General features: G+C 61.1%; 33 protein-coding genes, 2 tRNA genes and 1 pseudogene. 30 read left to right on the plus strand and 6 right to left on the minus strand.

All coding sequences use genetic code 11. The annotated features are described in order from the left end of the window. Positions 1-158 precede the first annotated feature (158 nt). The 24 genes from AC56QQ_RS29715 (at position 159) to yacG (ending at position 13,963) form a co-directional block, all read left to right on the plus strand. Positions 159-1,487: a tetratricopeptide repeat protein gene (locus tag AC56QQ_RS29715; protein ID WP_497124394.1), complete on the plus strand. Its 1,329-nt coding sequence runs from the start codon at positions 159-161 to the stop codon at positions 1,485-1,487. Positions 1,488-1,588: 101 nt separating this feature from the next. Next, positions 1,589-1,795 (plus strand): hypothetical protein, encoded by a 207-nt coding sequence (locus AC56QQ_RS29720; RefSeq protein ID WP_497124395.1) that lies wholly within the window; start codon positions 1,589-1,591, stop codon positions 1,793-1,795. After that, a complete protein-coding gene (locus tag AC56QQ_RS29725; protein WP_497124396.1) occupies positions 1,792-2,040 on the plus strand; it encodes a helix-turn-helix domain-containing protein in 249 nt (82 codons plus the stop codon). The genes AC56QQ_RS29720 and AC56QQ_RS29725 overlap by 4 nt, the downstream gene beginning before the upstream one ends. Before the next feature lie 58 nt (positions 2,041-2,098). Then, positions 2,099-2,263 carry a hypothetical protein gene (locus tag AC56QQ_RS29730; RefSeq protein WP_497124397.1) on the plus strand — a complete coding sequence of 55 codons (165 nt, stop codon included), beginning with the start codon at positions 2,099-2,101 and terminating at the stop codon, positions 2,261-2,263. Between the two features lie 120 nt (positions 2,264-2,383). Next, positions 2,384-2,602: a hypothetical protein gene (locus AC56QQ_RS29735; protein WP_497124399.1), complete on the plus strand. Its 219-nt coding sequence runs from the start codon at positions 2,384-2,386 to the stop codon at positions 2,600-2,602. Continuing rightward, a complete protein-coding gene (locus AC56QQ_RS29740) occupies positions 2,599-2,970 on the plus strand; it encodes a hypothetical protein (RefSeq protein WP_497124400.1) in 372 nt (123 codons plus the stop codon). Before AC56QQ_RS29735 ends, AC56QQ_RS29740 begins: the two co-directional genes overlap by 4 nt. Next, entirely contained in the window at positions 2,967-3,785 is an 819-nt protein-coding gene (locus AC56QQ_RS29745) for a glycosyltransferase family 25 protein (protein ID WP_497124401.1), read from the plus strand. Before AC56QQ_RS29740 ends, AC56QQ_RS29745 begins: the two co-directional genes overlap by 4 nt. 95 nt (positions 3,786-3,880) lie before the next feature. Then, positions 3,881-4,519 (plus strand): sulfotransferase family protein, encoded by a 639-nt coding sequence (locus AC56QQ_RS29750; RefSeq protein WP_497124402.1) that lies wholly within the window; start codon positions 3,881-3,883, stop codon positions 4,517-4,519. Between the two features lie 36 nt (positions 4,520-4,555). Further along, a complete protein-coding gene (locus AC56QQ_RS29755; RefSeq protein WP_497124404.1) occupies positions 4,556-4,999 on the plus strand; it encodes a Ros/MucR family transcriptional regulator in 444 nt (147 codons plus the stop codon). Positions 5,000-5,007: 8 nt separating this feature from the next. Beyond that, positions 5,008-5,244: a hypothetical protein gene (locus tag AC56QQ_RS29760; protein ID WP_497124406.1), complete on the plus strand. Its 237-nt coding sequence runs from the start codon at positions 5,008-5,010 to the stop codon at positions 5,242-5,244. Continuing rightward, complete coding sequence (locus AC56QQ_RS29765) at positions 5,234-5,485, plus strand: hypothetical protein (protein ID WP_497124407.1); 252 nt, start codon at positions 5,234-5,236, stop codon at positions 5,483-5,485. Before AC56QQ_RS29760 ends, AC56QQ_RS29765 begins: the two co-directional genes overlap by 11 nt. A gap of 346 nt (positions 5,486-5,831) precedes the next feature. Beyond that, positions 5,832-6,167 carry a hypothetical protein gene (locus tag AC56QQ_RS29770; protein ID WP_497124408.1) on the plus strand — a complete coding sequence of 112 codons (336 nt, stop codon included), beginning with the start codon at positions 5,832-5,834 and terminating at the stop codon, positions 6,165-6,167. Continuing rightward, the gene (locus tag AC56QQ_RS29775; protein WP_497124409.1) at positions 6,164-6,349 is read left to right on the plus strand and encodes a hypothetical protein; all 186 of its coding nucleotides are present in this window, start codon (positions 6,164-6,166) and stop codon (positions 6,347-6,349) included. The genes AC56QQ_RS29770 and AC56QQ_RS29775 overlap by 4 nt, the downstream gene beginning before the upstream one ends. A 13-nt stretch (positions 6,350-6,362) precedes the next feature. Further along, entirely contained in the window at positions 6,363-6,614 is a 252-nt protein-coding gene (locus AC56QQ_RS29780; protein ID WP_497124411.1) for a hypothetical protein, read from the plus strand. Positions 6,615-6,820: 206 nt separating this feature from the next. Next, positions 6,821-7,921: a tyrosine-type recombinase/integrase gene (locus AC56QQ_RS29785; RefSeq protein WP_497124413.1), complete on the plus strand. Its 1,101-nt coding sequence runs from the start codon at positions 6,821-6,823 to the stop codon at positions 7,919-7,921. A 184-nt stretch (positions 7,922-8,105) separates the two neighbouring features. Next, positions 8,106-8,342 (plus strand): hypothetical protein, encoded by a 237-nt coding sequence (locus AC56QQ_RS29790; RefSeq protein WP_489859720.1) that lies wholly within the window; start codon positions 8,106-8,108, stop codon positions 8,340-8,342. 129 nt (positions 8,343-8,471) lie between these two features. Then, positions 8,472-9,764 (plus strand): UDP-N-acetylglucosamine 1-carboxyvinyltransferase, encoded by a 1,293-nt coding sequence (murA, locus tag AC56QQ_RS29795; RefSeq protein ID WP_497124414.1) that lies wholly within the window; start codon positions 8,472-8,474, stop codon positions 9,762-9,764. Positions 9,765-10,127: 363 nt separating this feature from the next. Then, a complete protein-coding gene (locus tag AC56QQ_RS29800) occupies positions 10,128-10,562 on the plus strand; it encodes a DUF2948 family protein (protein ID WP_497124415.1) in 435 nt (144 codons plus the stop codon). A gap of 7 nt (positions 10,563-10,569) precedes the next feature. After that, entirely contained in the window at positions 10,570-11,862 is a 1,293-nt protein-coding gene (gene hisD, locus AC56QQ_RS29805; RefSeq protein ID WP_497124416.1) for a histidinol dehydrogenase, read from the plus strand. A 6-nt stretch (positions 11,863-11,868) separates the two neighbouring features. Next, positions 11,869-12,354, plus strand: coding sequence for a UPF0262 family protein (locus AC56QQ_RS29810; protein ID WP_091579908.1), 486 nt, complete (start codon positions 11,869-11,871; stop codon positions 12,352-12,354). Between the two features lie 47 nt (positions 12,355-12,401). After that, positions 12,402-12,812, plus strand: a complete 411-nt coding sequence (locus AC56QQ_RS29815; RefSeq protein WP_497124417.1) for an arsenate-mycothiol transferase ArsC — start codon at positions 12,402-12,404, stop codon at positions 12,810-12,812. A gap of 87 nt (positions 12,813-12,899) precedes the next feature. Next, positions 12,900-13,118 (plus strand): translation initiation factor IF-1, encoded by a 219-nt coding sequence (infA, locus tag AC56QQ_RS29820; protein WP_006200926.1) that lies wholly within the window; start codon positions 12,900-12,902, stop codon positions 13,116-13,118. A 21-nt stretch (positions 13,119-13,139) separates the two neighbouring features. Beyond that, positions 13,140-13,769: a Maf-like protein gene (locus AC56QQ_RS29825; RefSeq protein ID WP_489859717.1), complete on the plus strand. Its 630-nt coding sequence runs from the start codon at positions 13,140-13,142 to the stop codon at positions 13,767-13,769. Then, on the plus strand, positions 13,766-13,963 hold the full coding sequence (yacG, locus tag AC56QQ_RS29830) for a DNA gyrase inhibitor YacG (protein ID WP_091579900.1): 198 nt from the start codon (positions 13,766-13,768) through the stop codon (positions 13,961-13,963). Before AC56QQ_RS29825 ends, yacG begins: the two co-directional genes overlap by 4 nt. A gap of 7 nt (positions 13,964-13,970) precedes the next feature. On the opposite strand, the gene AC56QQ_RS29835 is transcribed toward yacG, so the two are convergent. The 6 genes and pseudogenes from AC56QQ_RS29835 to AC56QQ_RS29860 form a co-directional block, all read right to left on the minus strand. Continuing rightward, positions 13,971-15,341, minus strand: coding sequence for an alpha-glucosidase/alpha-galactosidase (locus tag AC56QQ_RS29835; RefSeq protein ID WP_497124418.1), 1,371 nt, complete (start codon positions 15,339-15,341; stop codon positions 13,971-13,973). A 55-nt stretch (positions 15,342-15,396) separates the two neighbouring features. Further along, complete coding sequence (locus AC56QQ_RS29840; RefSeq protein ID WP_489859715.1) at positions 15,397-17,427, minus strand: aldo/keto reductase; 2,031 nt, start codon at positions 17,425-17,427, stop codon at positions 15,397-15,399. Between the two features lie 164 nt (positions 17,428-17,591). Beyond that, a complete protein-coding gene (locus tag AC56QQ_RS29845) occupies positions 17,592-18,677 on the minus strand; it encodes an ABC transporter ATP-binding protein (RefSeq protein WP_497124419.1) in 1,086 nt (361 codons plus the stop codon). Positions 18,678-18,688: 11 nt separating this feature from the next. After that, positions 18,689-19,525: a carbohydrate ABC transporter permease gene (locus AC56QQ_RS29850; RefSeq protein WP_489859713.1), complete on the minus strand. Its 837-nt coding sequence runs from the start codon at positions 19,523-19,525 to the stop codon at positions 18,689-18,691. After that, complete coding sequence (locus tag AC56QQ_RS29855) at positions 19,522-20,382, minus strand: carbohydrate ABC transporter permease (protein WP_489859712.1); 861 nt, start codon at positions 20,380-20,382, stop codon at positions 19,522-19,524. The genes AC56QQ_RS29850 and AC56QQ_RS29855 overlap by 4 nt, the downstream gene beginning before the upstream one ends. A gap of 263 nt (positions 20,383-20,645) precedes the next feature. Next, a pseudogene (locus tag AC56QQ_RS29860) lies at positions 20,646-21,916 on the minus strand (extracellular solute-binding protein). An 85-nt stretch (positions 21,917-22,001) separates the two neighbouring features. Between AC56QQ_RS29860 and AC56QQ_RS29865 the strand changes: the two are divergent. From AC56QQ_RS29865 to AC56QQ_RS29890, 6 genes are all read left to right on the plus strand, one after another. Next, on the plus strand, positions 22,002-22,895 hold the full coding sequence (locus AC56QQ_RS29865; protein WP_497124421.1) for a helix-turn-helix domain-containing protein: 894 nt from the start codon (positions 22,002-22,004) through the stop codon (positions 22,893-22,895). Positions 22,896-23,211: 316 nt separating this feature from the next. Further along, a tRNA-Phe gene (locus AC56QQ_RS29870) sits at positions 23,212-23,287 on the plus strand. A 122-nt stretch (positions 23,288-23,409) separates the two neighbouring features. Further along, a complete protein-coding gene (locus AC56QQ_RS29875) occupies positions 23,410-23,760 on the plus strand; it encodes a hypothetical protein (protein WP_497124422.1) in 351 nt (116 codons plus the stop codon). Between the two features lie 10 nt (positions 23,761-23,770). Then, the gene (locus AC56QQ_RS29880; protein ID WP_497124423.1) at positions 23,771-24,556 is read left to right on the plus strand and encodes a hypothetical protein; all 786 of its coding nucleotides are present in this window, start codon (positions 23,771-23,773) and stop codon (positions 24,554-24,556) included. Beyond that, a tRNA-Phe gene (locus AC56QQ_RS29885) sits at positions 24,532-24,613 on the plus strand. Before AC56QQ_RS29880 ends, AC56QQ_RS29885 begins: the two co-directional genes overlap by 25 nt. 212 nt (positions 24,614-24,825) lie before the next feature. Beyond that, positions 24,826-26,091 carry a tyrosine-type recombinase/integrase gene (locus AC56QQ_RS29890; protein WP_489859711.1) on the plus strand — a complete coding sequence of 422 codons (1,266 nt, stop codon included), beginning with the start codon at positions 24,826-24,828 and terminating at the stop codon, positions 26,089-26,091. Positions 26,092-26,215 lie beyond the last annotated feature (124 nt).

Consider the following 26,215-nt stretch of genomic DNA (forward strand, 5'->3'; position numbering starts at 1 on the left):
CAATCAAGTACTTGTGTCTTGCGTTCACCCACCGAGCATCGTTTTTGAACTGACTGAACCGGTGACCTTGCCGCTGCGCTATCCATCAGCTGTCACGACTGCACATGATATCTGTATAGCGAGCGTCGTGGACATTTCATTCAACAGTTGGAACACTGTTGCCTAATACTGCATGGTTTGTAGAAATGATTGATACAGAAAATTACAAATTAATAATCCTGACTTTAGTCTCCGCCGGAATATATATTTTCATCCCATCGTCATGCTCTCTTGCAGGCGACTTAATTATAACAGAACAAATGACATGTGGGACGGTCGGCGATTCCACAACTCGACAGGGGTGGGAAAAGGACGCTGCCTCAGGCAAGACAGCGGCGCTGAACAATCTCGGGTTTATGTACGGATTGGGTTGCGGTGTGAAGTCGGATCCCCAGCGCGCAAGGGATTACTTTGAGCAGGCCGCCGACAAGGGCGACGCGCAAGCAGAGCACAATCTGGGATACCTCTACGATAAGGGCATCGGCGTAGCTCAGAACAGTGCTCTCGCTTTTGCCTGGTATACCAAAGCGGCGGCCCAGGGATTTGCTCAATCGGAATTGAGCCTAGCCTCAATGTATCAGATTGGACAAGCAGTACCAAAGGACCCAGTCAGGGCCGCCGAACTCCTCCGCCAAGCGGCGGACCAAGGGTTTGCCCCTGCCCAATTTCAGCTCGGCGCAGCCTATGAAAGCGGCGAAGGCGTTGGGCGAGATTATGCGCAAGCGATGATGTTGTATCAGAAAGCGGCAGCCCAGAACGATCCCACGGCGCTGGCGGCAATTGGCTATTTGTATGAATATGCCCGGGGTGTCCCACAGGACTTCGCCGCTGCCATGCGCTGGTATCGGGCTGCTGCCGCAGTAGGCAGCCCTATCGGGGAAAACAATCTAGGCGGACTTTATGACAGCGGTAAAGGCGTCGCACCCGATGCCGCAAAGGCCGCCATTTGGTTCGCAAAGGCCGCGGCGCAGGGACTGTCCGCGGCCAATTCCAATCTTGGCGCCCTCTACGCCACTGGCCGCGGCGTTGTGCAGGATTATCAGCGTGCCGTAAGATTGTTTGAAGTCGCGGCGGAAAAGGGAGACGCCCGAGGGGAACAAGGCCTCGGGGTAAGCTACCTCACCGGAAAAGGTGTCCAGCAAAGCGACACCCAGGCTTTGTATTGGTTTAGAAAGGCGGCCGAACAAAATTATGCCGGAGCCCAGCACAATTTGGGCCTCATGTATGCAATGGGGCGCGGAACTCCTGTGAATTACGCGGAGGCTTTTGCCTGGCTGAAGAAAAGCGCCGACTTGGGGGATGCCATCGCGCTTAATGATTTGGGAAATCTCTACGAGAAAGGCCTGGGTGTAGATGCGGACCGTTCAAAAGCAATCGATTTGTATGAAAGATCGGCAGCACTAGGTGTCGCAAAAGCCAAAGAAAACCTTCAGAGAATACTAAAATAGGCGTTCGCTTGTTTCACTTCTCCCGCTCTAAGCTAATTTGCCCGTAGTCGGCCGTGCAACATCGGTGCCATAGCCCGTGGTTCTTCGGCCCGAAGGGTCTGATGATCGCCAACGCGCGACCGGTCGAGTTCATCCCGGTCGCCGGCCAGCTCGGGTTTTTCGACTGGAAGCGCCTCGTCCCATTCGCCAAGAACGGCAAGCCCGTCCTGCCGGCGAAATGGATGCTGCCGCCGGCGCAGAAGGCCGCCACAGCCAAGCCGGCCAAAGCCCCACCTCCAACCACCGACACGCAAGGATCGCTCCTATGAGTGGCATTCAAGAACTGAAACGCGACCAGCTCCTATCCGAGATCGGCGAGGAGATCGTCACGGCCGATATGCTGGCGGCGAAACTCGGCATCTGCACCCGCACCGTCTACCGCTATGTGAGCCAGCTCCGCGAGCGTGGCCACAAGATCCTGTCGGGACCAGGCTTCGGATACCTGCGGCTCCAGCGTGACGCCAAGTCTCATCGATGGGACGCAGACAACAAAACGTTACCCGTAGCTGATTGACGACCGCCTTGGGGCCGCCGCTAAGTGCCCCTGGAGAACCTTGGGTGGAAGAGAAGCGATGGATAACGTCTACCTTGTAGCCGAATTGGTGCTTCTAGTAATCGGTCTGCCTTGGATTCTTTCTGTGCTCCACCGGATGATTTGGCGGCAAATCCGACAGGATGTGCTGGCGAGGCGGATGAAAGAGCAGGAGCTTGCCAACAAACGGCAGGCACCACCTTGAACGGTTGATGAAGACAGACGACAGGCTGCGTCAACATCTCCACAACCACCTTCCCTTCAAGCAGATGTGATGCCGGCCAGGCTGAACGTGTTGTACACACCCCCATCGCGGAGGGACACAATGAATGCGATTTCTACACTTGTTGGGCTGATTCTTCTGATTGCTGCATTGGTGGGGTTCATTCCACTTCTAGGATGGCTCAATTGGCTCGTGATACCTCTCGCGACTGTCGGGCTTGTTTTTGGACTATTCTCCCAAAGTACAACCGGACGTAACATAAACCTCCTCGTTCTGCTGATCGCCATGTTTCGGCTTTTTGTCGGCGGTGGACTTCTATGAGCACCGACCCCACCCGAATTGAAAAGTTCTGGGATAAGAACCCGCTGGTGCTGCCATGGATGGAGAACTTCCTCCCGGAAAACCCTATGTGGCAAGATGCCATGGCAAATGTATTCTGGATATTTATTGTAACTTGTGTCGGTATTACGCTCTTGAAGTTCGTCCTTCCGAATAACGTTGTAACCGGGATAATTTGCGTATTGCCCTGCGGTTATCTTTTGGGAAGTTTTAACAAGAGAATGTCTCGTGCGCAGGCGAAATTCTTCCACGCCAAGAGAGATGAGGGAAGAATCGGCACTGCCAACGATGCAAGTGGCCCGAACGAGGTCAGATCCGACAGCAAAGCTGCCGATCAACAAATTCCATGAAATCCTACATCATCAACCTGGACCGCAGCCCCGACAGATGGCAGCGAATGTCAGATCGCCTCAACTCGATCGGGGCAGCCTTTGAACGAGTCCCTGCAGTGGACGGGCGCCTGCTTAGCAACGCTGAGATTGCGGACGTCTACAAGCCCATAGCTGGCGTGGCCGCGATGACGCCGGAAGAGGTGGGCTGCTTCATGAGCCACCGAAAGTGCTGGGAGCGGATCGCATGGGGCTCGGACGCCTACGGCAGCGTTTTCGAAGACGATATGTTGATAGCAAAACAAGCGGCCCTGTTCCTGGGTAATGACACTTCGTGGATTCCCAGGGACGCCGACATCATCAGGATCGAAGCAGTCCCCGTAAGAGTTTGGCTCGGCCGCTCCGTATCTCTGCTGCCCGGCGCCTTCCAACTCGCGCTTTTGCGGAGCTTTTCTTTTGGGTCCGGGGGATACATCCTCTCGAAACCTACCGCCGAGCGCCTTTTAGCGTTGACGAGAGTATTCTCGGATGCGGTCGACCATGTGAAGTTCAACCCCGCCTGTGGAATAGCCGGCAGTCTGAAATCCTATCAGATGCTCCCGGCCCTTTGCGTGCAAACACAGTGCTTCTATCCCAAAGGATCCAGTTTGATCGAGCTGCCGGCGCTCGCCGAGCACAGCGATCCTCGTTTTCCGGGAAACCTGACGGAGAGACCGTGGCTGGAGCGGAAGGCCCTACAGGCGTTTCGTCGGGTGGCGCACAAGCTGCGCCGACATTGGCAAACCGAGATCGTGTTTGCCGACCAGCCATCTGCTTTCGGCCACGAGCAAGCTTAGGCCAGGCGGACAACAAATAGGCCTTTTTCTGCTTGACTTCATTGTAACCAAAATGGTTACATCATGCATCGATTTGGCTACATCAGGAACCAGAAATGAACGAGTTGCCCGCAATCGTCGTCGCTGGCTTAGGTCGATGCGGTACATCGTTGATGATGCAGATGCTGCATGCCGGCGGCGTGCCCTGCGTTGGAGACTGGCCAGACTTCGAGACGAACGACAGCATGTTTGGTCGGTTCGATCCCAAGGCATTCTCGGCCCTTCGCGGCAAGGCGATCAAGCTCATCACGCCGGCAGACCTCCCCATTGGCCCGATGCCGCGCCATGTCGTCATCTGGCTCGATCGAGACCCGCAAGAGCAGGCAAGATCGCAGTTGAAGATGTTGGACGGGTTCGGCGCGCCGGTGGCGAACAACCGGAAATCCATGCGCGTCTTCGTCGCTGGCCTGCGCCGCGATCGACCCTTGAACATGGCGGCGGTAGGCGTCGGGCGGCTTCCTAATCTGAGGCTGAGTTTCGAGCGCCTCATCACGCTGCCCGCCAATTCCGTCGATGCGCTCGAGGCGTTCCTGCTTTCGCACGGCTACGACACCGTCGATCGCCGAGCGATGCAGCAGCAAATCCGTCCGCGCTCGGCCGCCTGCTATCCCGGCATGTTGGAGTTCGAACTTCTCAATTCCCCAAGCTTCGAGCGGCAACGCTCGCAACCAGGTCGCCCAGGGGCCGCCTTTTAGGCCCCACGACGTCAACCCCTACCACGGAGAGAGTAAATGGAAGACAAGAGCCTACGCCTCATCGAACTGACCGCCGGGATCGTCTCGGCCTATGTCGCCAACAACCCGGTGCCGGTCGCCCAGCTGCCCGACCTGATCGCCAGCGTGAGCGGCGCGGTGAACAAGCTCGACGGCGCGGTGATCGTCGTTGCGGCCACGCCACAAGAGCCGGCGGTTAATCCGAAGAAGTCGATTTTTCCCGACTACATCATCTGCCTGGAGGACGGGAAGCGCTTCAAATCCTTGAAGCGGCATCTCCGGACCGATTTTGGCATGAGCCCAGACGAGTATCGCGTCAAATGGGGCCTCGCCTCCGACTATCCGATGGTGGCGCCGAAGTATTCGGAAAAGCGCTCGTCCCTCGCCAAGCAGAGCGGCCTCGGACGGCATGCGAAGGCCATGCCAGCCCGCACCACCGGCGCGCGTCGCGCTTTCCAGTAGGCACGGCAATGAACGTCCGCACCGTCGTAGATCGGCTCGCGAAGGGCGATCACCTGCACCTCGGCTTCTCCAGTGGTCAGAGGCGTTGGTGGTTTGAAGGGCCTTACCAGGTCATCCCTGAGCATGTCGTTCACGCGGCGGTGCGAGATGGGGCTGTCGCCGTGATCGAGGCCGGCGACAGCCTTTTCGGTTTCAAGGGAAATTCGCAGACATGGTTGGTCGAGGAAGGCCCCGATGCTCGGTGATCCATGGGCCGGCTACGATGCCCGGAAGACGACGCCGCCCGATTGGCGCATGCCCTATTGGCTGGAACCGGACGCGGACGAGCTGGCCCGCATGCACCGCAACTACGATCTCACTCCGTTCTTCGACGGCGACGAGAGCCGATACGAATGGCTCTGTGAGGAGCGCGACGAGCTGGCGCGCATCGATGCCCACGAACGCGCACCCGAGGACGATGACTTCGAAATAATGGAGGCCGCATGAGCGCGCTTAGAGCCTTTGCCGTCCAGGAGAAGGACGAGCGCACCGGCGGGATATTCTTCGCCGAGCACGATATCGTTGCCAAGAAGCGAGGCGCCAACGAGTTCGCCGACGGCGACATCAGTGGCGTCACCTGCGAGCGCGTCCCATGGGCTGACGACTATGCCGGCCGCCCGGTACCGGCCAAGTTGATGATCGACTATGGCTGGTGGTTCGAGTGCTCCGGCTGCGGCATGCGGATCAACGAGGACGAGCTGCTCGATCGACGCATGTCCGTCGACGGCGTGATCGGAACGCAGTGGAGCATCGTCTACTGCAGTGCCGGTGCTGCCGCCGGGATCTCAGCATCATGCGCCGGCAGGAAGCCGAGCAGCTGCGCGCGATCGACGCCTTCAAGGCCATCGTCCGCAAGCGCTTTCCCGACGTCGAGTTCACCGACGAACACGAGAATTCCAATTGGCGGCATCACGCCTACGCCACCTATGAGCACGGTCAACGCGGGTGGCGTTGGGACCAGGTGCGGGTGTCGTTCACCTTTCCGGGCATGGAGATCGGCCCGGCGACGCTCGGTCTCGAAAGGAGATGGAGCAACGATATCGGACCATCGAAGCCCGAATACCGGTGCTGTGCCGGCGATCGCGAAGCGTTCGAGGCTTATGTGGCCGCGACGAGGAAACCAGCATGATCGAGCGCCTCGACGAAAAGATCGAGCTTTGTTGCAATGAGTGCGGCACCAGCGCCGGCCGGGTCTTCGATCGCGACGATTTCGACGTGATGATCCAGCACGCCAAGGATGGCGGCTGGCGCGTTTTCAAGCGCGGTCGGGAATGGATGCACAACTGCGCCGAATGCCGCGACGACCATTGAGAGGACACCCAGCATGATCAAGATGATCCGGCCTGACACGATCTCCTTCCGCGCCACCGTGACCGAGGATGAAATCCGGGAGCGCATGTCGATGGAGGTCCTGGAGCAAATCGGCGGCCTCGACGCCAATGGGAAGAAGCTCCCCGGCGTCTCGGTGAAGGTGAACCGCGGCAACGGTCGCGCCGGCGGATACACGATCGACGTGACAGGGCCGGCGCCGGTGCAGATGCTTCTGCCAGGAGCGATGCCCCGCGCGCTTGAGTGACGCGTCATGGACGATAATCCTCCCGAGGTGCTGACCGTCGCCCAGACGCCAGACTACTGGTCGTCGCTTTTTCACGACAAGGGGTTGCGTATGTCCGCGAGGTCGTTGCGCGAGAAAGCGATCAAAGCCGGGCTCTGCTACCATGTCGACAAGCAGATACTGATCTCGCCAAGGCAGATCGACGCGTTGTTTTTGTGGAGCAAGTCATGCCACTCACCGTCTACAAGCGGGGCCGCTTCTATTGGCTCACCGGCAGCCTCAAAACCAAGGACGGCGAGAAGCGAGTTCATGAGAGCACAGGCGAGACTGACGAAGCCGAAGCGAACGAAATCCGGCTCAGCCGGGAACTAGAAGAGCGCGAGGTTCGGCTCCTCGACCCGAAGCAGCTCTTCACGTTCGCCGCCGCCGTCAACGCCTATCTGGACGCCGGCAAGGGCGATCAGTATCTCGCGCCGCTGCTGGCGAAGTTCGGCGAGACCAGGATCTCGGCAATGACCGGGGCCATGGTCCGTGGAGCTGCGAAGGAAATCTATCCCACGGCGGCTTACACGACTTGGAACCGCCAGGTCATCACGCCGACGAAGGCCGTCATCAACCTAAGCGCAGATGCCGGCTCTTGCCCGCCCATCAAGATCAAAGGGTTCTCGAAGCGCGACAAGAACGTGCGCCTGCCCTCGACCCCGCCTCGGCGAGCCGTCGACCGGTCCTACATCAACACGTTTCGGGCCTACTGCGAGGAGGACCGTCTGCGCACCCTCATGCTGTTCATCTTCCAGACCGGCGCGCGCATCGGCGATGCGATCAAGCTGGAACCGAAGGACCTCGACCTACCGGCACGCAAGGCGACGTTCCGCGACATGAAGAACGGCGACGATGGCCAAGCCGATCTGACGATAGAGCTGGTCTACGAACTCCAGCAGCTCGAGGCGCGCAACGGCCGCGTCTTCGGCTACCTGCACCGCTGGTCGGTCTACAAGCTGATCAAGGAAACATGCGCCCGCGCCGGCATTCCCTACCTTGGCACCCACCAGCCAGGGCGGCACAGCTTCGCGACCGAGATGATCGTGAAAAACCGCGTCGACATCAAGACGACGGCCGACAAGGGGAACTGGAAATCACCGCAGGTTTTGATGAACAACTACCCGCACGCCGACACCGGTCCGGCGGTCATCGACGAGGTGTTTGGGACCGAGCCCGGGAAGAAGTCGGGGCTCGCTGGTTCCAATCTGGCCACTTTGGTTACAAGAGCTACACCAGCCCGAAATCCAGGGCTGACTAAGTGGTTGGAAAATAAGAAGAAATTGTAGGTGCCAGTCTGGTTACACACTCTTACCAAGGGAGTGCTCTACCACTGAGCTACCGCAGCCGCCGATGGCGGGGCTTCTGCCATATCGAACCGGCAAGCGCAAGGCCAAGAACCACGCATCTGTGAAAGCCTTTGCCGGATACCTTTTAATGACATGGCTGTGCCACAATGTTGGCTATGCCTGAATGGCGGGCTGGCCGAGCGCCGGCCGGGGCGGGATGATGAGCGAGAAGACAATACCACCGAAAAAGGGCGGCACGGACCGCAAGGACCGGCTCGCCGAGCAATTGCGCGCCAATCTGCAGAAGCGCAAGGCGCAATCGCGCTCGCGCCGCAGTGGCGACGCCGACAAGCGGCGCGCCGGGGAAGCAGACCAGCGGGCGGATGGGTTGGGCGCATCGAAGGAAATGCAAGAAGATTAACTCAAATCGGCCACGCTTGGCCGGGGGTGGTCGAAATCCTAATTCTTGAACCAGACCGGCCAATGGTCTAGACGGGCCGATACTCAAACGATTGAACCGGCCTTTCTTGGCCGAGAGGGACGTTCTTCCATGGATCGCATCAGAATTGTCGGCGGCAACAAGCTCGCCGGAAGCATTCCGATCTCGGGCGCGAAAAATGCGGCCCTGCCCCTGATGATCGCCTCGCTTCTGACCGACGACACGCTAACGCTGGAAAACGTGCCGCATCTGGCCGATGTCGAGCAATTGATCCGCATTCTCGGCAATCACGGCGTCGACTATTCGGTCAATGGCCGCCGCGAGAAACAGAATGAGGGCTATTCGCGCACCATCAATTTCTCCGCCCGCAACATCGTCGACACGACAGCGCCCTACGAGCTAGTGTCGAAAATGCGCGCGTCGTTCTGGGTGATCGGCCCGCTGCTTGCCCGCATGGGCGAAGCCAAGGTTTCGCTGCCCGGCGGTTGCGCCATCGGCACGCGCCCGGTCGATCTGTTCCTCGAAGGCCTGCAGGCGCTGGGCGCCGACATCGACGTCGACACCGGCTATGTCATCGCCAAGACCAGGAATGGCCGGCTTGTCGGCAACCGCTATGTGTTCCCGAAAGTCTCGGTCGGTGCCACCCATGTGCTGATGATGGCAGCGTCGCTGGCCAAGGGCGAGACGGTGCTGGAAAACGCCGCCTGCGAGCCCGAGATCGTCAATCTTGCCGAGTGCCTCAACGCCATGGGCGCGAAGATTTATGGTGCTGGCACGCCGACCATCACCATCGACGGTGTCGAATCACTGTCGGGCGCCCGCGTCCGGGTGATCCCCGACCGCATCGAGACCGGCACTTATGCCATGGCGGTGGCGATGACCGGGGGCGATGTCGTGCTCGAAGGCGCGCGGCCAGAGCTGTTGCAGACCGCGCTGGACGTGATTTCGCAGACTGGCGCCGAGATCACGCAGACCAATTCCGGCATTCGTGTGAGGCGCAACGGCGCCGGCATTTCGCCGGTGGACGTGACGACGGCGCCGTTCCCGGGCTTTCCGACCGATTTGCAGGCGCAGTTCATGGGCCTGATGACGATGGCCAAGGGCAAGTCGCGCATCACCGAAACGATCTTCGAGAACCGCTTCATGCATGTGCAGGAGCTGGCCCGACTCGGCGCTCACATCACGCTGTCCGGCCAGACGGCGATCGTCGACGGCGTGCCGAAGCTCAAGGGCGCGCCGGTCATGGCGACCGATCTTCGCGCCTCGGTGTCGCTGGTCATCGCCGGCCTCGCCGCGGAAGGCGAGACCACGGTCAACCGGGTCTACCATCTCGACCGCGGTTTCGAACGGCTGGAGGAAAAGCTGTCCAATTGCGGTGCGGTGATCGAGCGGATTTCGGCTTAACAATCGCTTCCGACAAGGACCAATCGCCGAAGTCAGCGCTGCCGCTCATCTGCCTGCCGGCATCTTCTCCCCGTATAGTGACGGGGAGAAGGGGTGACCGCAATGTCGGCTCGCTTTCTGCAACGCCCGGATATTGGCGAAATCCTCAGTAAAGGCGTCCTTCTCCCCGTCACTATACGGGGAGAAGTGCCCGGCAGGGCGATGAGGGGCAGCGCCAACCTAAGTTATTTGTGCGGTTGCAGGGGGCGACAAGGCCGGCAAATTTCCTGCCTGAGCATGATCTTTTCCGAAAACCGGTTTCCACTTTTCGGGATCATGCTCTAACAGAAGGCTGAACAGTCAACTTTCAGGTGCGAAATCCGCATGAATGCCCTCAAGCTTATCGCACTCGACGATCAGGACCTGAGCATCGTCTCGGCCCATGTCCAGGACGCCGTGATGAAGGTCAGTGACCTCGAATACCTGCCTTCGGCCAAGCGTTTCGTGCTGACCATGAACCGCTTCGTCTGGGAGGCCAAGACCGGCCTGTTTCGCCAGCACAATGAGCGGCGGCAGGCGGTGCTGCATTTCGACCGGGTGCTCGGCGCCAAGACCAACGGGATTCCTCGGGACAAGCCCGCCGAAATCCTGTCGCTGCTGGCGATCAGCTTCATCGAGATCAGCAAGCCGGCCGGCATCGTCGAACTGATCTTCTCGGGTGGCGGCACCATCATGCTCGATGTCGAGTGCATCGAGGCCCGCCTCGCCGATATCGGCGGCGCCCGGGAAGCCACGTCGCGTCCCGTCCACAAGGCTTGAGCGTCCGATGGCTATCACGCTTCGTCAGTCCGACGCCGATTTCGAGCAGCGTTTCGCCGTCTTCCTCCTGACCAAGCGGGAAGTGTCGGCCGATGTCGACGCCGCGGTGCGCGACATCATCGCGCGCGTGCGCGCCGAGGGCGACGCGGCCCTGATCGACTACTCCAGGAGATTCGACCGCGTCGACCTGGAAAACGTCGGCATTGCCGTATCGAAGGACGAGATCGCCAACGCCTATGATGGCGCCGATGCCCGGACGATCGAAGCGCTCAAATTCGCGCGCGACCGTATCCGCGCCTATCATGAGCGACAGCTGCCGAAGGACGATCGCTACACCGATGCCGCCGGGGTCGAGCTTGGCTGGCGCTGGACGGCGATCGAGGCCGTCGGGCTCTACGTGCCGGGCGGCACGGCAAGCTATCCGAGTTCGGTGCTGATGAACGCCATACCGGCCAAGGTTGCCGGCGTCGAACGCATCGCGATGTGCGTACCGGCCTCGGGCGGCGCCATACCACCGCTGGTGCTGGTCGCGGCCGACATCGCGGGCGTTTCCGAGATCTATCGTGTCGGCGGCGCGCAGGCGATTGCCGCCCTTGCCCATGGCACCGGAACGATCAAGCCGGTGGCCAAGATCGTTGGCCCCGGCAATGCCTATGTCGCGGCGGCCAAGCGCCAGGTGTTCGGCACTGTCGGCATCGACATGATCGCCGGGCCGTCGGAAGTGCTTGTCGTGGCAGACGGCAACAACGATCCGGACTGGATCGCCGCCGACCTGCTGGCCCAGGCCGAGCACGATGCGTCGGCGCAGTCGATCCTGATCACCGACGATCCGGCTTTCGGCTCCGCGGTCGAACAAGCCGTCGAGCGTCAATTGCAAAGCCTGTCGCGCGGCGAGACGGCGGCCCGGAGCTGGCGCGATTTCGGCGCGGTCATCCTAGTGCCAACGATCGAGGCGTCGCTGCCGCTGGTGGACCGCATCGCCGCCGAGCATGTCGAACTCGCCATCGACGATGCCGAGGGCTTCCTGTCGCGGATGCGCAATGCCGGTGCCGTCTTTCTCGGCCGCCATACGCCGGAAGCCATCGGCGACTATGTCGGCGGCTCCAACCACGTGTTGCCGACGGCACGCTCGGCGCGCTTCTCGTCGGGCTTGTCCGTCCTCGACTTCGTCAAGCGCACTTCCATCCTCAAGCTTGGACCGGAGCAGCTGCGAATCTTGGCGCCGGCGGCCATCGCGCTGGCCAAGGCGGAAGGCCTTGACGCGCACGGACGCTCCGTCGCCATACGGTTGAACATGTAGGCCATTATGTCGGACTACGATCGAACCCGCGCCAGGCTGATCGATGTCGAACTCGACGAATCGATCGGCCGCTCGACGCCCGATGTCGAGCACGAACGCGCGGTGGCGATCTTCGACCTGATCGAGGAGAACAGCTTCCAGCCCGTCAATGACAGTGGCGCCGGCCCCTACCGGCTGAAACTGTCGCTGGCCGAGCAGCGCCTTGTCTTTGCCGTGTCGCGCGAGGACGGCACTCCGGTCGTCACCCACATCCTGTCGCTGACGCCGCTGCGGCGCATCGTCAAGGACTACTACATGATCTGCGAAAGCTACTATGACGCCATCCGCTCCTCGACGCCGAGCCATATCGAGGCGATCGACATGGGGCGCCGCGGTTTGCACAATGAGGGCTCGCAGACACTGATGGACCGTCTGGCCGGCAAGATCGACATCGACTTCGACACGGCGCGCCGGCTGTTCACGCTGGTCTGCGTGCTGCATTGGCGGGGCTAGTCCCGGCACCCGGCGCCCTGCCTCGCTCTATCCTGTTCGTGTGCGGCATGAATGCCGTGCGCTCCCCGATGGCGGAGCAGCTGGCGCGCCGGATGCTGCCCGCCACCGTCTTCGTCGCCTCGGCCGGCGTTCGCGCCGGCGAGCGCGACCCGTTCGTCGATGCGGTGCTCGCCGAGGAGGGCCTGTCGCTGGGCGAGCGTCACCCAAGGACGATGGACGATCTCGAGGACGACTATTTCGACCTCATCGTCACGCTGGCGCCGGAAGCGCACCACGCCGCGCTCGAGCTCACCCGCTCGCTCGCCGTCGAAGTCGAATACTGGCCAACGCCGGACCCGACCAATGCCGGCGGCACGCGCGAACAGATCATGACAAGTTATCGCGACGTACGCGAGCGGCTGAAGTTGCGCATAGGTCGACGTTTTTTGCTTCCAGAGGCTAAAAACGCGACGGATTAAGCGTGTTCACAAGCGCACGATTATCATATAGGTTCCGCCGAAATTCCGGCCGGCGCGCTGGAACTGCCATCCAAGCAAAGGTATCGAATGCCGAAGGAAGAAGTCCTCGAGTTTCCGGGTGTCGTGACGGAATTGCTGCCCAACGCGATGTTCCGGGTCAAGCTCGAAAACGAACACGAAATCATCGCCCATACGGCCGGCCGCATGCGCAAGAACCGCATCCGCGTGCTGACCGGCGACAAGGTCCTGGTCGAGATGACGCCATACGACCTGACCAAGGGCCGCATCACCTATCGTTTCAAGTAAGCGAAGCCCGGCCGGACCGCGATGAGCATTTTGCAGAAGCTCGTGCTTGCCTCGGGTTCGCCGCGCCGGATCGAACTGCTGCAGCAGGCCGGCATCGAGCCCGATCGCGTGCTGCCGGCCGATGTCGACGAGACGCCGCTGCGCGCCGAGCATCCTCGCTCGTTGGCCAAGCGGCTGTCGAAGGAAAAGGCCGAGAAGGCGTTCGCATCGTTGAAGGCCGAAGCCGACTATGCGCCAAGCTTCGTGCTGGCCGCCGATACGGTGGTCGCGGTCGGGCGGCGCATCCTGCCCAAGGCCGAAACCCTCGACGACGCCGCCAACTGCCTCGGGCTGTTGTCCGGCCGCTCGCATCGGGTCTATTCCGGCATCTGCCTGATCACGCCCGGTGGCAAATTGCGCCAGCGGCTGGTCGAGACGCGGGTGCGCTTCAAGCGGCTGCCGCGCGAGGAGATCGACGCCTATGTCGCCTCTGGTGAATGGCGCGGCAAGGCCGGCGGCTACGCCGTCCAGGGTCTCGCCGGCTCGTTCGTCGTCAAGATGGTCGGCTCCTACACCAACATCGTCGGCCTGCCGCTCTATGAGACAGTGGCGCTGTTGAGCGGCGAGGGTTTCAAGGTGCATGGCGGCTGGCTGGCGGGAATCCGGCCATGAGTTCCGACCCCAAGGTCACGCCCCTGCGCCCAAAGCGCCCCTGCCCCGAATGCGGCAAGCCGTCGGCGCGCGACACCTTTCCGTTCTGCTCGACACGCTGCAAGGACATCGACCTCAACCGCTGGCTGAAGGGCGCCTATGTCATCAGCGCCCGCGACGACGAGGAAGAGCCGGACAACGACGGCCCGAAGTAGGCCACGGTCAAGCGGCCTCGGTCTTGCGCTGAACACGCGCCCAGGCCGGCACCCAGTCGCCATGAGCGGCGAGGAGATCGTCGACCAGTGACCAGATCTGGTCGAGATCGAGCTCGGCGGCGGTGTGCGGGTCCATCATCGCCGCATGGTAAATGTGCTCGCGGTTCTCCGTCATCAGCGCCCGCACAGTTAGTTCCTGCACGTTGATGTTGGTGCGAATCAGCGCGGTCAATTGCGGCGGCAGCTCGCCGATATAGGTCGGCTGGATGCCGGAGGCATCGACCAGGCATGGCACTTCGGCGGCGCAGTCGCGGGGCAGCGAGGTGATGCAGCCATTGTTGCGGACATTGCCGTAGATCACCGAGGATTCGCCGGTCCAGACCGAGTTCATGATCGAGGAGGCATATTCCTTCGATTGCTCGACCTCGATGCGGTCGGCCGAGCGATAGGCCTGCGCCTGCCCCTTCCAGCGCTCGATCTGTTCGATGCAGCGCTTGGGATATTCATCGAGCGGGATGCCGTATTTCTCGATCAGGTCCGGGCGCCCCTCCTTGATGAAATAGGGCGTGTATTCAGCGAAATGTTCGGAGCTTTCGGTGACGAAATAGCCCAGCCGCGTCAACATCTCGTAGCGCACCTTGTTGGGGCAGCGCGGGTTCCAGCCGGGTTTGGGCGCACGGCCCTCGCGATAGGCGCGCACGAGATCGGGATAGAGGTCGCGATAGGAGCCATCCGGCTGGCGATGCTCGAATTTCAGGTAGAAGGCCATGTGGTTGATGCCGGCGGAGCGGTAGCGGATATCCTCGTAGGGAACGTCGAGGTCGTGCGCCAGTTCCATCGCCGTGCCCTGCACCGAATGGCAGAGGCCGACCTGCCTGATGTCAGGATATTTCTCGGATATCGCCCAGGTGTTGATCGCCATCGGGTTGACATATTGCAGCATGATCGCCTGTGGGCAGACGGCGAGCATGTCCTCGCAGATTGTCCACAGATGCGGCACGGTCCTGAGACCCCGCATGATGCCGCCCACGCCGAGCGTGTCGGCGATGGTCTGGCGCAGGCCGTATTTCTTCGGCACTTCGAAGTCGGTGACCGTGCAGGGCTCATAGCCGCCGATCTGGAAGGCGACGACGACGAAGTCGGCGTCCGTCAGCGCCTTGCGCTGGTCGGAGTAGGTCTCGGCCTTCGCCTTGACGCCGAGCGTCGCGATCAGCTTGTTGACGACGATGGCGCTCTCTTCCAGCCGCTGCGGATTGATGTCCATCAGCGCGATCGTCGCGCCCGAAAGCGATGGCCGCTGCAGCACGTCGCCGACAATGTTCTTCATGAACACCGTCGAGCCGGCGCCGATGAAAGTGATCCTTGGATTTCTTGCCATGCAAACCTCCGGCATATGGTCAGGCCACGTCGAAAGCGGCCCGCCGCCGCCTCGACTACGCCGCGTGCCGGCTGCCGCCGTCCAGCCACTCGAGATCGGCCGGCGAAAGCGTGATGTCGAGTGCGCGCAGGCTGTCGTCCAGTTCGCCCAGCGTACGGGGCCCGATCAATGGAACCGACGGGAAAGGCTGATTGAGCACATAGGCCAGCGCGATATGGATCGGGCTCTTGCCCAGTCGCGCGGCAAGCTCAATGGCCCTGTCGCGGCGACCGAAATTCCGCTCCGAATACCAGACCCGCACCAGTTCCTCGCTGTCGCGCCTGTCGCGTCCGGCGCGATCGGTGAAGAAGCCACGGCCCTGGCTCGACCAGGCGAAATTCGGCATCTGCCTGGATGTCAGCCAGGCCTTCCACGCATCGGTGGAGGAGGTGACGCAGCCGGCCCAAATCGGCTCCAGCATTTCGGCCAGCGAGAAATTGTTGGAAAGCGCGCCGGGCTTCTGCTTGCCGGTGCGTTCGGCATAGGCAATCGCCTCGTCCATGCGTTCCATCGTCCAGTTCGAGCCGCCGAACGGACCACGGATGCGGCCTGCCTTGACCTCGCGGTCCATCGCATCGACGAATTCGCCGACCGGCACGTCCGGATTGTCGCGATGCATGAAATAGATGTCGACATGGTCTGTCTGCAGGCGGTCGAGCGACTGGGCAAGCTGCTTGCCGATCACGTCGGGATAGCAGAGCGGCGAATGCGCGCCCTTGGCGATGATCACCGATTGCTCGCGCACGCCACGGCTTTTCAACCACTGGCCAAGCAACGTCTCGGTGTAGCCTCCGCCATAGACATAGCCGGTGTCGAAAAGATTGCCGCCGGCTTCGAAAAAGGCATCGAGCAGGATCGACCCCGAGGAGAAAGTGCGGAAATCCTCGAAGCCGAGGGCTACGACCGACGCCGGCTTCGACAGGCCCGGGATCGTGCGCTTGCCGATCGCCGTGCCGCCGGACCGCAAAGGCCGGCCGGAGATGGTGTTGGTGCGCAGCGGGGCCTTCTCGATCTCATACTCCAGCCCCACCGCCGCGCGCCATCTGTCGAGGACACGCAAGGTGCCGAGACTGTCGGCCCACGCCATGCCCGGCCAGGCGAACTCCTGCCGCCCGGCGAGGATGGCGTCACCGGCGGCGTCGACTTCGAAAGAATAGACATGGCGCTTCTCGTTGACGCTGATGGTCTCGCGCGAGCCGTCCGATCCGATCACGTCGATCCGGCCGAGGCCGACATCGCGGTCGCCGCCGGCGAACCAGAAGTCCGGCACCTCGATACGGCCTTTGGTGCCTAGGATCCTCAGCACATTATCCTGGTTGAGCGAGATGCTGCAGGACACTTCGGCAATGATGCCGCCGGGAAATTGCAGCAGCGCCGAGGTCCATTCGTCGACGCCGGACTGGCCAAGATGGGCCGCGCCAACCACCTTGTCCGGCTCGGCAAAGGGGAGGCCTGTCGTCGCCCCGGCAATCAGCCGCGCCATCGACACCGGATAGCCGCCAACGTCCAGGATGCCGCCGCCGGCGAGATCGTTGGCATAGAGCCGGTGCTCCGGCATGAAGCCCGGCATGGCAAAGCCGAAGCTCGACTTGATCATCCTGATGTCGCCGATGATGCCGGACCTGATCAATTCCACCAGCTTCAGCGTCTGCGGATGCAGCCGGTACATGAAGGCTTCGCCGAGAAAGGTGCCGGCCTTGCGCGCGGCATGGATCATGGCGTCGGCCTCGAAGGCGGTCAGCGCCAGCGGCTTTTCGCACAGCACATGCTTTCCCGCTTCCGCCGCCCTGATCGCCCATTGCGCATGGCCGGGGTGCGGTATCGCAATGTAGACGGCATCGATGTCGGGATCGGCGAGCAGCGCATCATAACCGTCGAGGATGCGTGCACCGGGGAAGGCCTCGGCGAGGCCTGATTTACCGGGGTTGCGCGCGCCTATGGCGGCGAGCACGCCGTTGCGCGAGCCGGCGACGCCGCCGGCGAAGGCCTTGGCGATGCTGCCCGGTCCGAGGATGCCCCAGCGGATTTTTCCTGGTTCGGAATTCATTTGGATCTCCCTGAATCGCCACGACGCATTGCGACCGGGCAAAGAAAAGTTTGGGTTTCATACATGTCGTTGCGCCAAAACCGCTTCGCACTTTTGGGCGACATGCATCCTGGTTCATGCATGTCGTTGCCTCAAAACCGCTGTGCACTTTTGAGCGACATGCATCAGCGTATCCGCGCGCCTGATGTGTCGAAGAGAAGCGACCGGCCGGCCTTGATCGACACCACCAGATGGTCGCCGCTCGCCCGCTGCCGCGAGGCCTCGCGCTCGATGATCAGTTCCTCCGGGCCGGCATTGGCATAGACATAGCTTACCGAGCCGAGATGCTCGGCAACGTCGGCCCGGACCGGTATGTCGCAGTCGCCCTCGCCGGCCTCGCAGAAATGTTCTGGCCGCACGCCGAGAACGACATCCGCGCCGACAGCAGGCGGCGCGCCCGAAAGCGATTTGCGCAGCCGGGCTCCGCCGTGGTTGAGAAGCTCGACCACCGCCACGTCCTTCTCCGTTGCGATAACCTTAGCCGCCATGAAATTCATCTTCGGCGAGCCGACAAAGCCGGCGACGAAGCGATTGGCCGGATCGTCGTAGAGATCGAGCGGCGCGCCGATCTGCTCGATGTTGCCGGCATTGAGCACGACGATCCTGTCGGCCAGCGTCATCGCCTCGGTCTGGTCATGCGTGACATAGATCATCGTGACGCCGAGCTCCTTATGCAGCCGCGCGATCTCGATCCGCATCTGCACCCTCAGCTCGGCGTCGAGATTGGAGAGCGGCTCATCGAAGAGGAACACCTGCGGTTCGCGCACGATGGCGCGGCCGATGGCGACACGCTGACGCTGGCCGCCGGAGAGTTTTCGCGGACGCCGGTCCATCAGTTCGCTGATGCGCAGGATCCCGGCCGCCCGCTTCACCCGCCGTTCGGTGTCGGCCTTGGGATTGCCGGTCATGCGCAGCCCGAAAGAGAGGTTCTGCTCGACGGTCATGTGCGGATAGAGCGCGTAGGACTGGAAGACCATGGCGATGCCGCGATCGGCCGGCTCGACATCGTTCACCACCTTGCCGCCGATGGCGATCTGGCCGCCGCTGATATCCTCGAGCCCGGCGATCATCCTGAGCAGAGTGGACTTGCCGCAGCCGGAGGGGCCGACGAAGACGACGAATTCGCCGTCCTTGACGTCGATGCTGGCGCCATGGACGACCTCGAAGGCGCCGAAGCGCTTGACGACATTGTTGAGCGTGACGGTCGCCATGCTGGTCCTGTCTATTTGATGGCGCCGGCGGCGATGCCGGCGATGAAATGACGCTGCAGGAGCACGAACACGACGAGCATCGGCACTGTCAGCATCACCGCGCCCGCCATGATGCCGCCCCACGACACCTTGGTGAGGCCAATCAGGGTGCCAAGCGCCACTGGCGCCGTCATCGAACCGGGCTGGCTGTTGATCAAAAGCGGCCACAGATAATTGTTCCAGGAGGCGAGGAACAGGATGATGGCGAGTGCCGCCAACATTGGCCGCGCCAGCGGCAGCGCGACGAAGAGGAAGATGCGCCACTCCTTCACCCCCTCGACCCGCGCCGCGTCGAACAGATCGTCCGGCATCATCGAGAAGCTCTGCCGCATGAACAGCACGCCGAGCGAATTGAACAGCGGCGGCACGATCAGCGCCACCCAGGTGTTGGCGAGCTTGAAGTCGCGCGCCACCATGATGAATTGCGGGATCAGCACCACCGCGTAGGGAAGCGTGATGGTGCCGAGGATGATGGCGACAACCACACCCTTGCCGAAGAACTGGTAACGGGCCAGCGCCCAGCCGGCCATTGACGTCAGCAGCACCGACAGGACGGTATAGGTCACCGCCACCGAGACCGAAATGCCGATGGCGCCGACGAAGTCGGTGTCACGCTGCAGATTGTTGAAATTGTCGATGAAATTGCCGTGCGGCAAAAGCTCGATGCCCGGGCTGAAGATGCCATTGTCCGGCATGGTGGAGAACACCACCATCATCCACAGCGGAAACAGCCAGATCAGCGCCAGCGGCGTGAGGAAGAGATGCAGGGCGATGCTGCGTCTTAGCCTGGCGGCGGACAGCGAACTCATTGCTTTTCCCTCGTCAGCCACAGTTGCACCAGGGTTATCGCGATCGCCAGGCCCGCCATGGTGTAGGCAACGGCCGAGGCGTAGCCGAAATTGAGCGACCGAAAACCCTGGCGGTAGAGCAGCAGCCCGAGCGTTTCGGTGCCGCCACCCGGTCCGCCGCGCTCGGTGATCAGGAACGGCTCGGTGAACAGCTGCATGGTGCCGATGATCGACAGCACGAGGCAGAAGACGATGACCGGCTTCAAGAGCGGCAGGGTGATGAAGAAGAATTGTTTGAGCTTGCTGACGCGGTCGAGTGTTGCCGCCTCGTAGACATCCTCGGGAATGGACTGCATGCCGGCGAGCAGGATGATGGCGTTGTAGCCGGCCCAGCGCCAGGTCACCGCGATCATGATCAGTGCCATCGCCGGCGTGACGTTGGAAAACCAGTCGACGCTGGGCAGGCCGACACTGTTCAGCAATTTGTTGATGATACCGAAATTGAGGTTGAACATCAGCCGGAACACCGCCGAATAGGCGACCTCGCCGACCACGACCGGGGCGAAAAAGGCGAAGCGGAACAGGCCCCTCGCCTTCAGGAGCGGCGAGTTCAGAAGCACCGCCATCACCATGGCCAGGGCGATCATCACCGGGACCTGGATGACGAGGATGAGCAGCGTGTTCTTCAGCGCGTTGAAGAAGGCCGGATCGCCGATCAGCCGCCCCCAGTTGAAGGCGGGCGCGAACCGCCAAGGCACGGTACGCGTCGCCTGGAAGGAGATCAGGAACGAGCTGATGATCGGCCACACCCAGAAAACGGCGAAGATCAGCAGATAGGGCGTGAGGAAGCGATAGGCCGTGGCGTTGCGGTTGGGCATCCTCCTCCTCCTCCTCCTTCTTCTGCTTCTAGATTTGTGTTTGTTGAGAGTGCCGTGTCGATGCCCCAGCCAATGCGGCGCTGGGGATTCTGTTGATCTCGGCGCTGCCCCTCATCCGCCTGCCGGCACCTTCTCCCCGTGGAGTGACGGGGAGAAGGGAGATGGCCGCAACGCCTGCGCCTTTCCTGCGGCGTTCGCGATTGGCGAAGCCATTGATGAGAGGGCCCCTCCCCCGTCCCTACACGGGGGAGAGAAATCTCAGCTCACGACTTGACCGGCAGCCCGGTCGCCGCGGCGATCTGGTTCGCGGCATCGTCGAGCGCGGCCTTGGCATCGGCATAGCCACCGGCGAGATATTTGGTCTGCACCGCGCGAACGATGATCTCGGCATCGCTCTGGAACTGCGTGCCACGGCTGGGGACGACCTTGGGCAAGGTGCCGAGAATGTCCTTCCAAACCGCCTGGCCACCCCAGTAGGGCAGGCCCTGCGAGACGTAGGGGTCATTGAGTGCTGACACCAGCGAAGGCACCAGGCCGAATTCCTTCAGCATGGTGATCTGGCCTTCATTGGTTCCGAGCGTGTATTTCAGATAGGCGTAGGCGGCTTCCTTGTTCTTCGACGCCGACGTGATGGCCAGCGAGGACCCGCCGAGATTGGCCGCGCGCGGCCCTTCGGCGGTGAGGCTCGGCATCAGATAGACGCCCCATTTGCCGTTCTCACCGGCCGATTCGGTGCGAATGGTGCCTTCGTACCAGCCGCCATAGATCTGGGTGGCGACGGTGCCGGCGGTGTTGTTGGTGATCTTGGTGCCCCAGTCGGCGGAGGAAACGATGCCCGCATCCTTCATCTCCTTGACCTTGGTCATGGCATCGACGCATTTGGGCTGGTTGACCGTGATCGTTTGTCCATCGGCGGCGAAATAGGCGCAGCCCTGTTCATTGGAGATCATGCGGAAGAATTCCGAGTCGCCGTTGAAATCGGCGTTGGTCATCGAGACGCCCGGATTGGCGGCCTGGATCTTCTTGCCGGCGGCGATGAAATCGTCCAGGTCTTGATCGATGCCGGGTCGACGCCGGCCTTTTCGTAGAAGTCGCGGCGATAGAACGCCGCAACCGGCCCCGAATCCCAAGGCATCGCATAGGCCTTGTCGCCGACTTCGAGTTCGGTGCGCTTGAAATCGGGGAATTTCGCCTGATCCTCAGCGCTGTAGCCCAGCGTATGCAGGTCGACGAAGCAGTCCGGGAACTGGCTCCAGTAATTCTCGGCCTCGCCGTTCTCGATGCTGACGATGTCGGGCAGGCCAACGCCGCCGGCGGCGCAGCCGGCGATTGATTTGTCGTAGGTCGGCTGGTTGCCGAGGTCCTGGACCGTCACCTTGACGTTGGGGAACTGCTTGTTGAAGCCGGCAACGGTCGCCTTCAACGATGACGCGGCGATGTTCCAGCTCCAGATGGTGATTTCGCCGGATTGCGCAAAGGCCGGGGCTGAGCCCAGGGCAAGCGCGAGCGCGGCGCAGGTCATTGTGATGCGCATTGAAATCCTCCCATTTCATTTGCTCTCTCACTGTGAGCGTGGCTAGACTATGCAGTGGGCAGGGCCTGTCGCCGTCAAAGGGAATATGAAATTGGCGGAAAGTAAGATGCCGGAACGGCCGTTTTACCAGCCAGGCGCCAGCAGCGTGGAAGGCCTGCCGCTGCTGCTGCAGATGTTTCACACCAATCCTCTGGTGATGCTCAAACCGCATTGGCACGCCCAGGTCGAGGTGAACTTCATTGTGCGCGGCAGCGTGCATTACCGCATGAATGACCACGAAATTTCGCTTTCAGCCGGCGAGATGTGCCTGTTCTGGGGCGGTCTACCCCACCAGATGGACGACCTGTCCGACGACGCCATCTATGCCGGAGCGCATCTGCCGCTGGTGCATTTCTTCCGGCTGCACCTGCCCACGGATATAAGACATCGGTTGATGACGGGCGCAACGCTGGTGAGCGGCGCCACCGACCAATCCGACCACCATAATTTCGAGCGCTGGAACCGCTACGCCCGGTCTGGTGACCAGGCCAAGGCGGAACACGCCGTCAACGAATTGCTGCTGCGGCTGGAGCGGGTGCGGTTCGAGCCTTATCGGCTGGTGCCTGAAACCGCGGCCGGGCAGGAAACGGGCAGTCCTTTCGATCAGCAGTCATCGCGCAATGTCGGGCGGATGTGCGATTTCATCGCCGAGAACTTCCTCTACGACATCGATTGCGTGAACATAGCGGCCGCCGCCGACATCCATCCCAAATACGCCATGAGTCTGTTCAAGAAATCGACCGGCATGACGCTGAACGAATATGTCAACCTGTTGCGGCTGAGCTACGCGCAGGCGCTGTTGATGCATCAGGACGCCAATGTGCTGCGCGTCGCCATGGACTCGGGCTTCGGCTCGCTCAGCGCTTTCAACAAATCATTCCGCAAGCTGGCCGGCATGTCGCCGTCCGATTTTCGCAGAGGCGTGTCCGGCGCCAGATAGGCTCGACGGCCAGGCGCTTGTCCGGCACCGCGATTGGGCGCCTCAATCGTCGACCAAGAGGCCGGCCACATCATTGCGGACCGTGATGGCGACGCGGAAAAGGACGGCGATGGCCGAAATACCACCATGCCGCGCGCCATTCCGGCTGAAGAACCAGCATGGAACCGGCCCACTACAGGGCATCTCTTTTCCTGTCTGAAATCGCCACCTAAGCGCTGGACAGGCCGAATTCCCGTGCTATAACCCACGCGCTTTCAAGGGGCGCCGACGGCGCTTCCGTGAAATCCGGTGCACGAGATTTCGTTTGCCGGAACAGGCCCAGATAGCTCAGTTGGTAGAGCAGCGGATTGAAAATCCGCGTGTCGGTGGTTCGAATCCGCCTCTGGGCACCAACGTTTTCAGGCACTTATACCTTCCTTATCAGTTTCATGTTGCGTCCATGTTGCAATCGAGTTCCCTTGATTTCCAAGGGTTACCTGCGACGCTCGGCAAATCCACGCGACAAGAACGCGACATGAAAGGGAAGGCCGGGCGCCTGCTCGAAAGCTTAGCGAACATCATCAACCGCGGATTGATGCCCGCCCAGATGGCGGCCGGCGTGGTCATCGACACCGGACTGAAGGACCGAGAAGGAAATGCAATCATGAAGGCCCGCTACACCGGCATGCACTGCCTACGACATTTTTTCGCCAGCTGGTGCAAAAACCGGGTCGCCGACGGTGGCCTCGGCCTCCCGCCAAAGGTCGTCCAGGAGCGGCTCGGCCACTCTTCAATCGTGACGACCATGGACGTTTATGGGCATCTCTTCCCGCGCGGCGACGACGCCGAGGAATTGGCTGCAGCAGAGCGAGCACTTCTGGCTTAAGGCGTTTTCGATGGATGGGCAGGAGGAAGCCAAGCGCAAAGCGGCTACAGATCGCTTCCTGGATCAGTTTGCAAAAAAGTGCCGAATAGGTGGTTTCATCGACGGCAAGCGGTCGCCTGTCTGGACCATAGCCTCTCGAAAGCGGGACCTCTATATCGGGCAAGAATCGACTGGGCGTTTTCAAAAGATCAGCCTGCACGAAAGTGGACGATTTCGCCTCGCCTTCCAAAACGACTATCACCAAGGCCTCATTGACGCAGGCATTGTAGATCCAGGAACCAACAGGGCCATCACCCTATGGGATAGACCTGCCGGGGACGGTCGAGCGGCGCAGCTGGTAGTGTCGATCCTGTTGCCAGCCCTCTATTATGAGACCGACTTTGACCCCACAGACTTCGACAAGGCGACCAACCTTTTCACAGTCGCAAGTGGGAACGCGCTTGAGATCGGAATATTCCTATCCGAACGCTATTCGGATGATCTTGAAGGGAAGCTCGAAACGGTTGGTCTCCCGGTTTGGTATGCGGACCTCAAAGGCGCCGGAACGTTCTCCGTTGTCATTCGCCAGCGAGCTTTCGAACCGAAGGCCTCCCTGCCGAAACCCATGACGGTGCCGAGCAGCGTCTTTCACGACCTCGCGCAGATGCCAACTGACGAGGCGCCGGTGAGAACTGGTTTGCGTGCCCTGCTTTACAACGATCCTGTCGCAGAGGGATTGCTTCGGGTAATCGACGTTGGGGGAATAACACTCACCAAGAACGTTGAGCCCGCGCCACGCGACACAGTCGCAACATGAAGTGAGGGCGGATTGAAAATCCGCGTGTCGGTGGTTCGAATCCGCCTCTGGGCACCATCTCCCCTTCTCCCTACCCTCTCTTCCGCCAAGCCTTCTACGCTGCTGTTCGCGTAAACCTTTGAAAACGATTGCTTTTTTGACGGCCTGATCGCGCTTTGGCGTATTCCGAAGCAGGTGATCGCATTTGGTCCAACGGCGCGTGCTGTTGGTTTCTTCGTTGGTATCCGTCTACCCTGTTGGTATCACCCACCAGCAAAAAGCATCGGACAATGACACTCTCTGACGTGAAATGTCGAAATGCCCGCCCAGGGCCTAAACTCCGGAAACTCTCCGATGGAGGCGGTCTCCAGCTATGGGTACAGCCTACCGGCTCGCGCCTGTGGCGCCTTGCCTATCGCTTCGATGGCAAACAGAAGCTCCTGGCTCTCGGAAGCTATCCGCTTCTCTCCCTGGCGGAGGCTCGACAGGCACGAGATGAGGCGAAGCGGCTGCTAATGAAGGGTATAGACCCCGTACGTGAGAAGCAGGAGAAGAATGCTGACACGCGCGATAGCTTCCGCGTCATCGCAGACGAATTCATCGCTAAGCTCAAGAAAGAGGGGCGCGCGGAAAGGACCATCACTAAGAACAAGTGGCTGCTCTCTTTCGCCTATCCGACGTTGGGCGACCGGTCGATCAAGGAAATTGATGCGCCATCCGTTCTCGATGTGTTGCGGGAAGTGGAAGTTCGTGGCCGACACGAATCGGCCCGTCGGCTTCGATCAACAATCGGGAGTGTATTTCGCTACGCGATTGCCACCGCTCGCGCCAATGCTGATCCAACCTTGGCGCTCAGGGACGCTCTTGTTAGGCCAACGGTAACACCGCGAGCTGCAGTTACCGACCCGAAAGAGTTCGGTGCTCTTTTGCGCGCGATTGATTCGTACGATGGGCAGCCAGGCACCCAAATTGCGTTGAATTTGATGGCGCTCTTGTTTCCCCGCCCCGGAGAGTTGCGCGCCGCTGACTGGTCGGAATTCGACTTCGACAAAGCAGTCTGGACGATCCCAGCCGCTCGAGCAAAAATGCGGCGACCGCATAGTGTTCCTTTGTCGATCCAGGCGCTCAACCTCCTCAAGCGGCTCCGCGAGGTTTCTGGACACGGTTTGCTTCTGTTTCCCAGTGTCCGCGCGATCACACGCCCGATTTCCGACAACACCCTCAATGCCGCCCTGCGCCGTCTTGGCTATCGCAAAAACGAGGCCACTGCGCATGGTTTTCGGGCGACAGCGTCGAGCTTGCTCAATGAGAGCGGCAAGTGGCATCCCGATGCTATCGAACGTCAACTTGCGCACGTCGAGGGCAACAATATCAGGCGGGCTTATGCCCGCGGCGAACATTGGGACGAACGCGTGAAGATGATGCAATGGTGGGCCGACCATTTGGATACCCTGAAGCTGTCCCGTGTTGACTTACATGAGACTGATAGGATTTTTATCGCGGCTAACAACCAACGCCGTACCGCCGCGTTCCCGCGACGATTACAGCATCGCTGAATGCGTCGTCGCCTCACCAGCTTGTATGAACGGATTGCAGTTGAGGGTGTAGTTGCGTGAAGTACTATGTCTACGAGAACCCGAGGCTCGGTCGCGGGCGTGTCCACAGGGCAGACTGTGGTTT

It is taken from the genome of Mesorhizobium sp. RCAM 05099 (assembly GCF_059683685.1).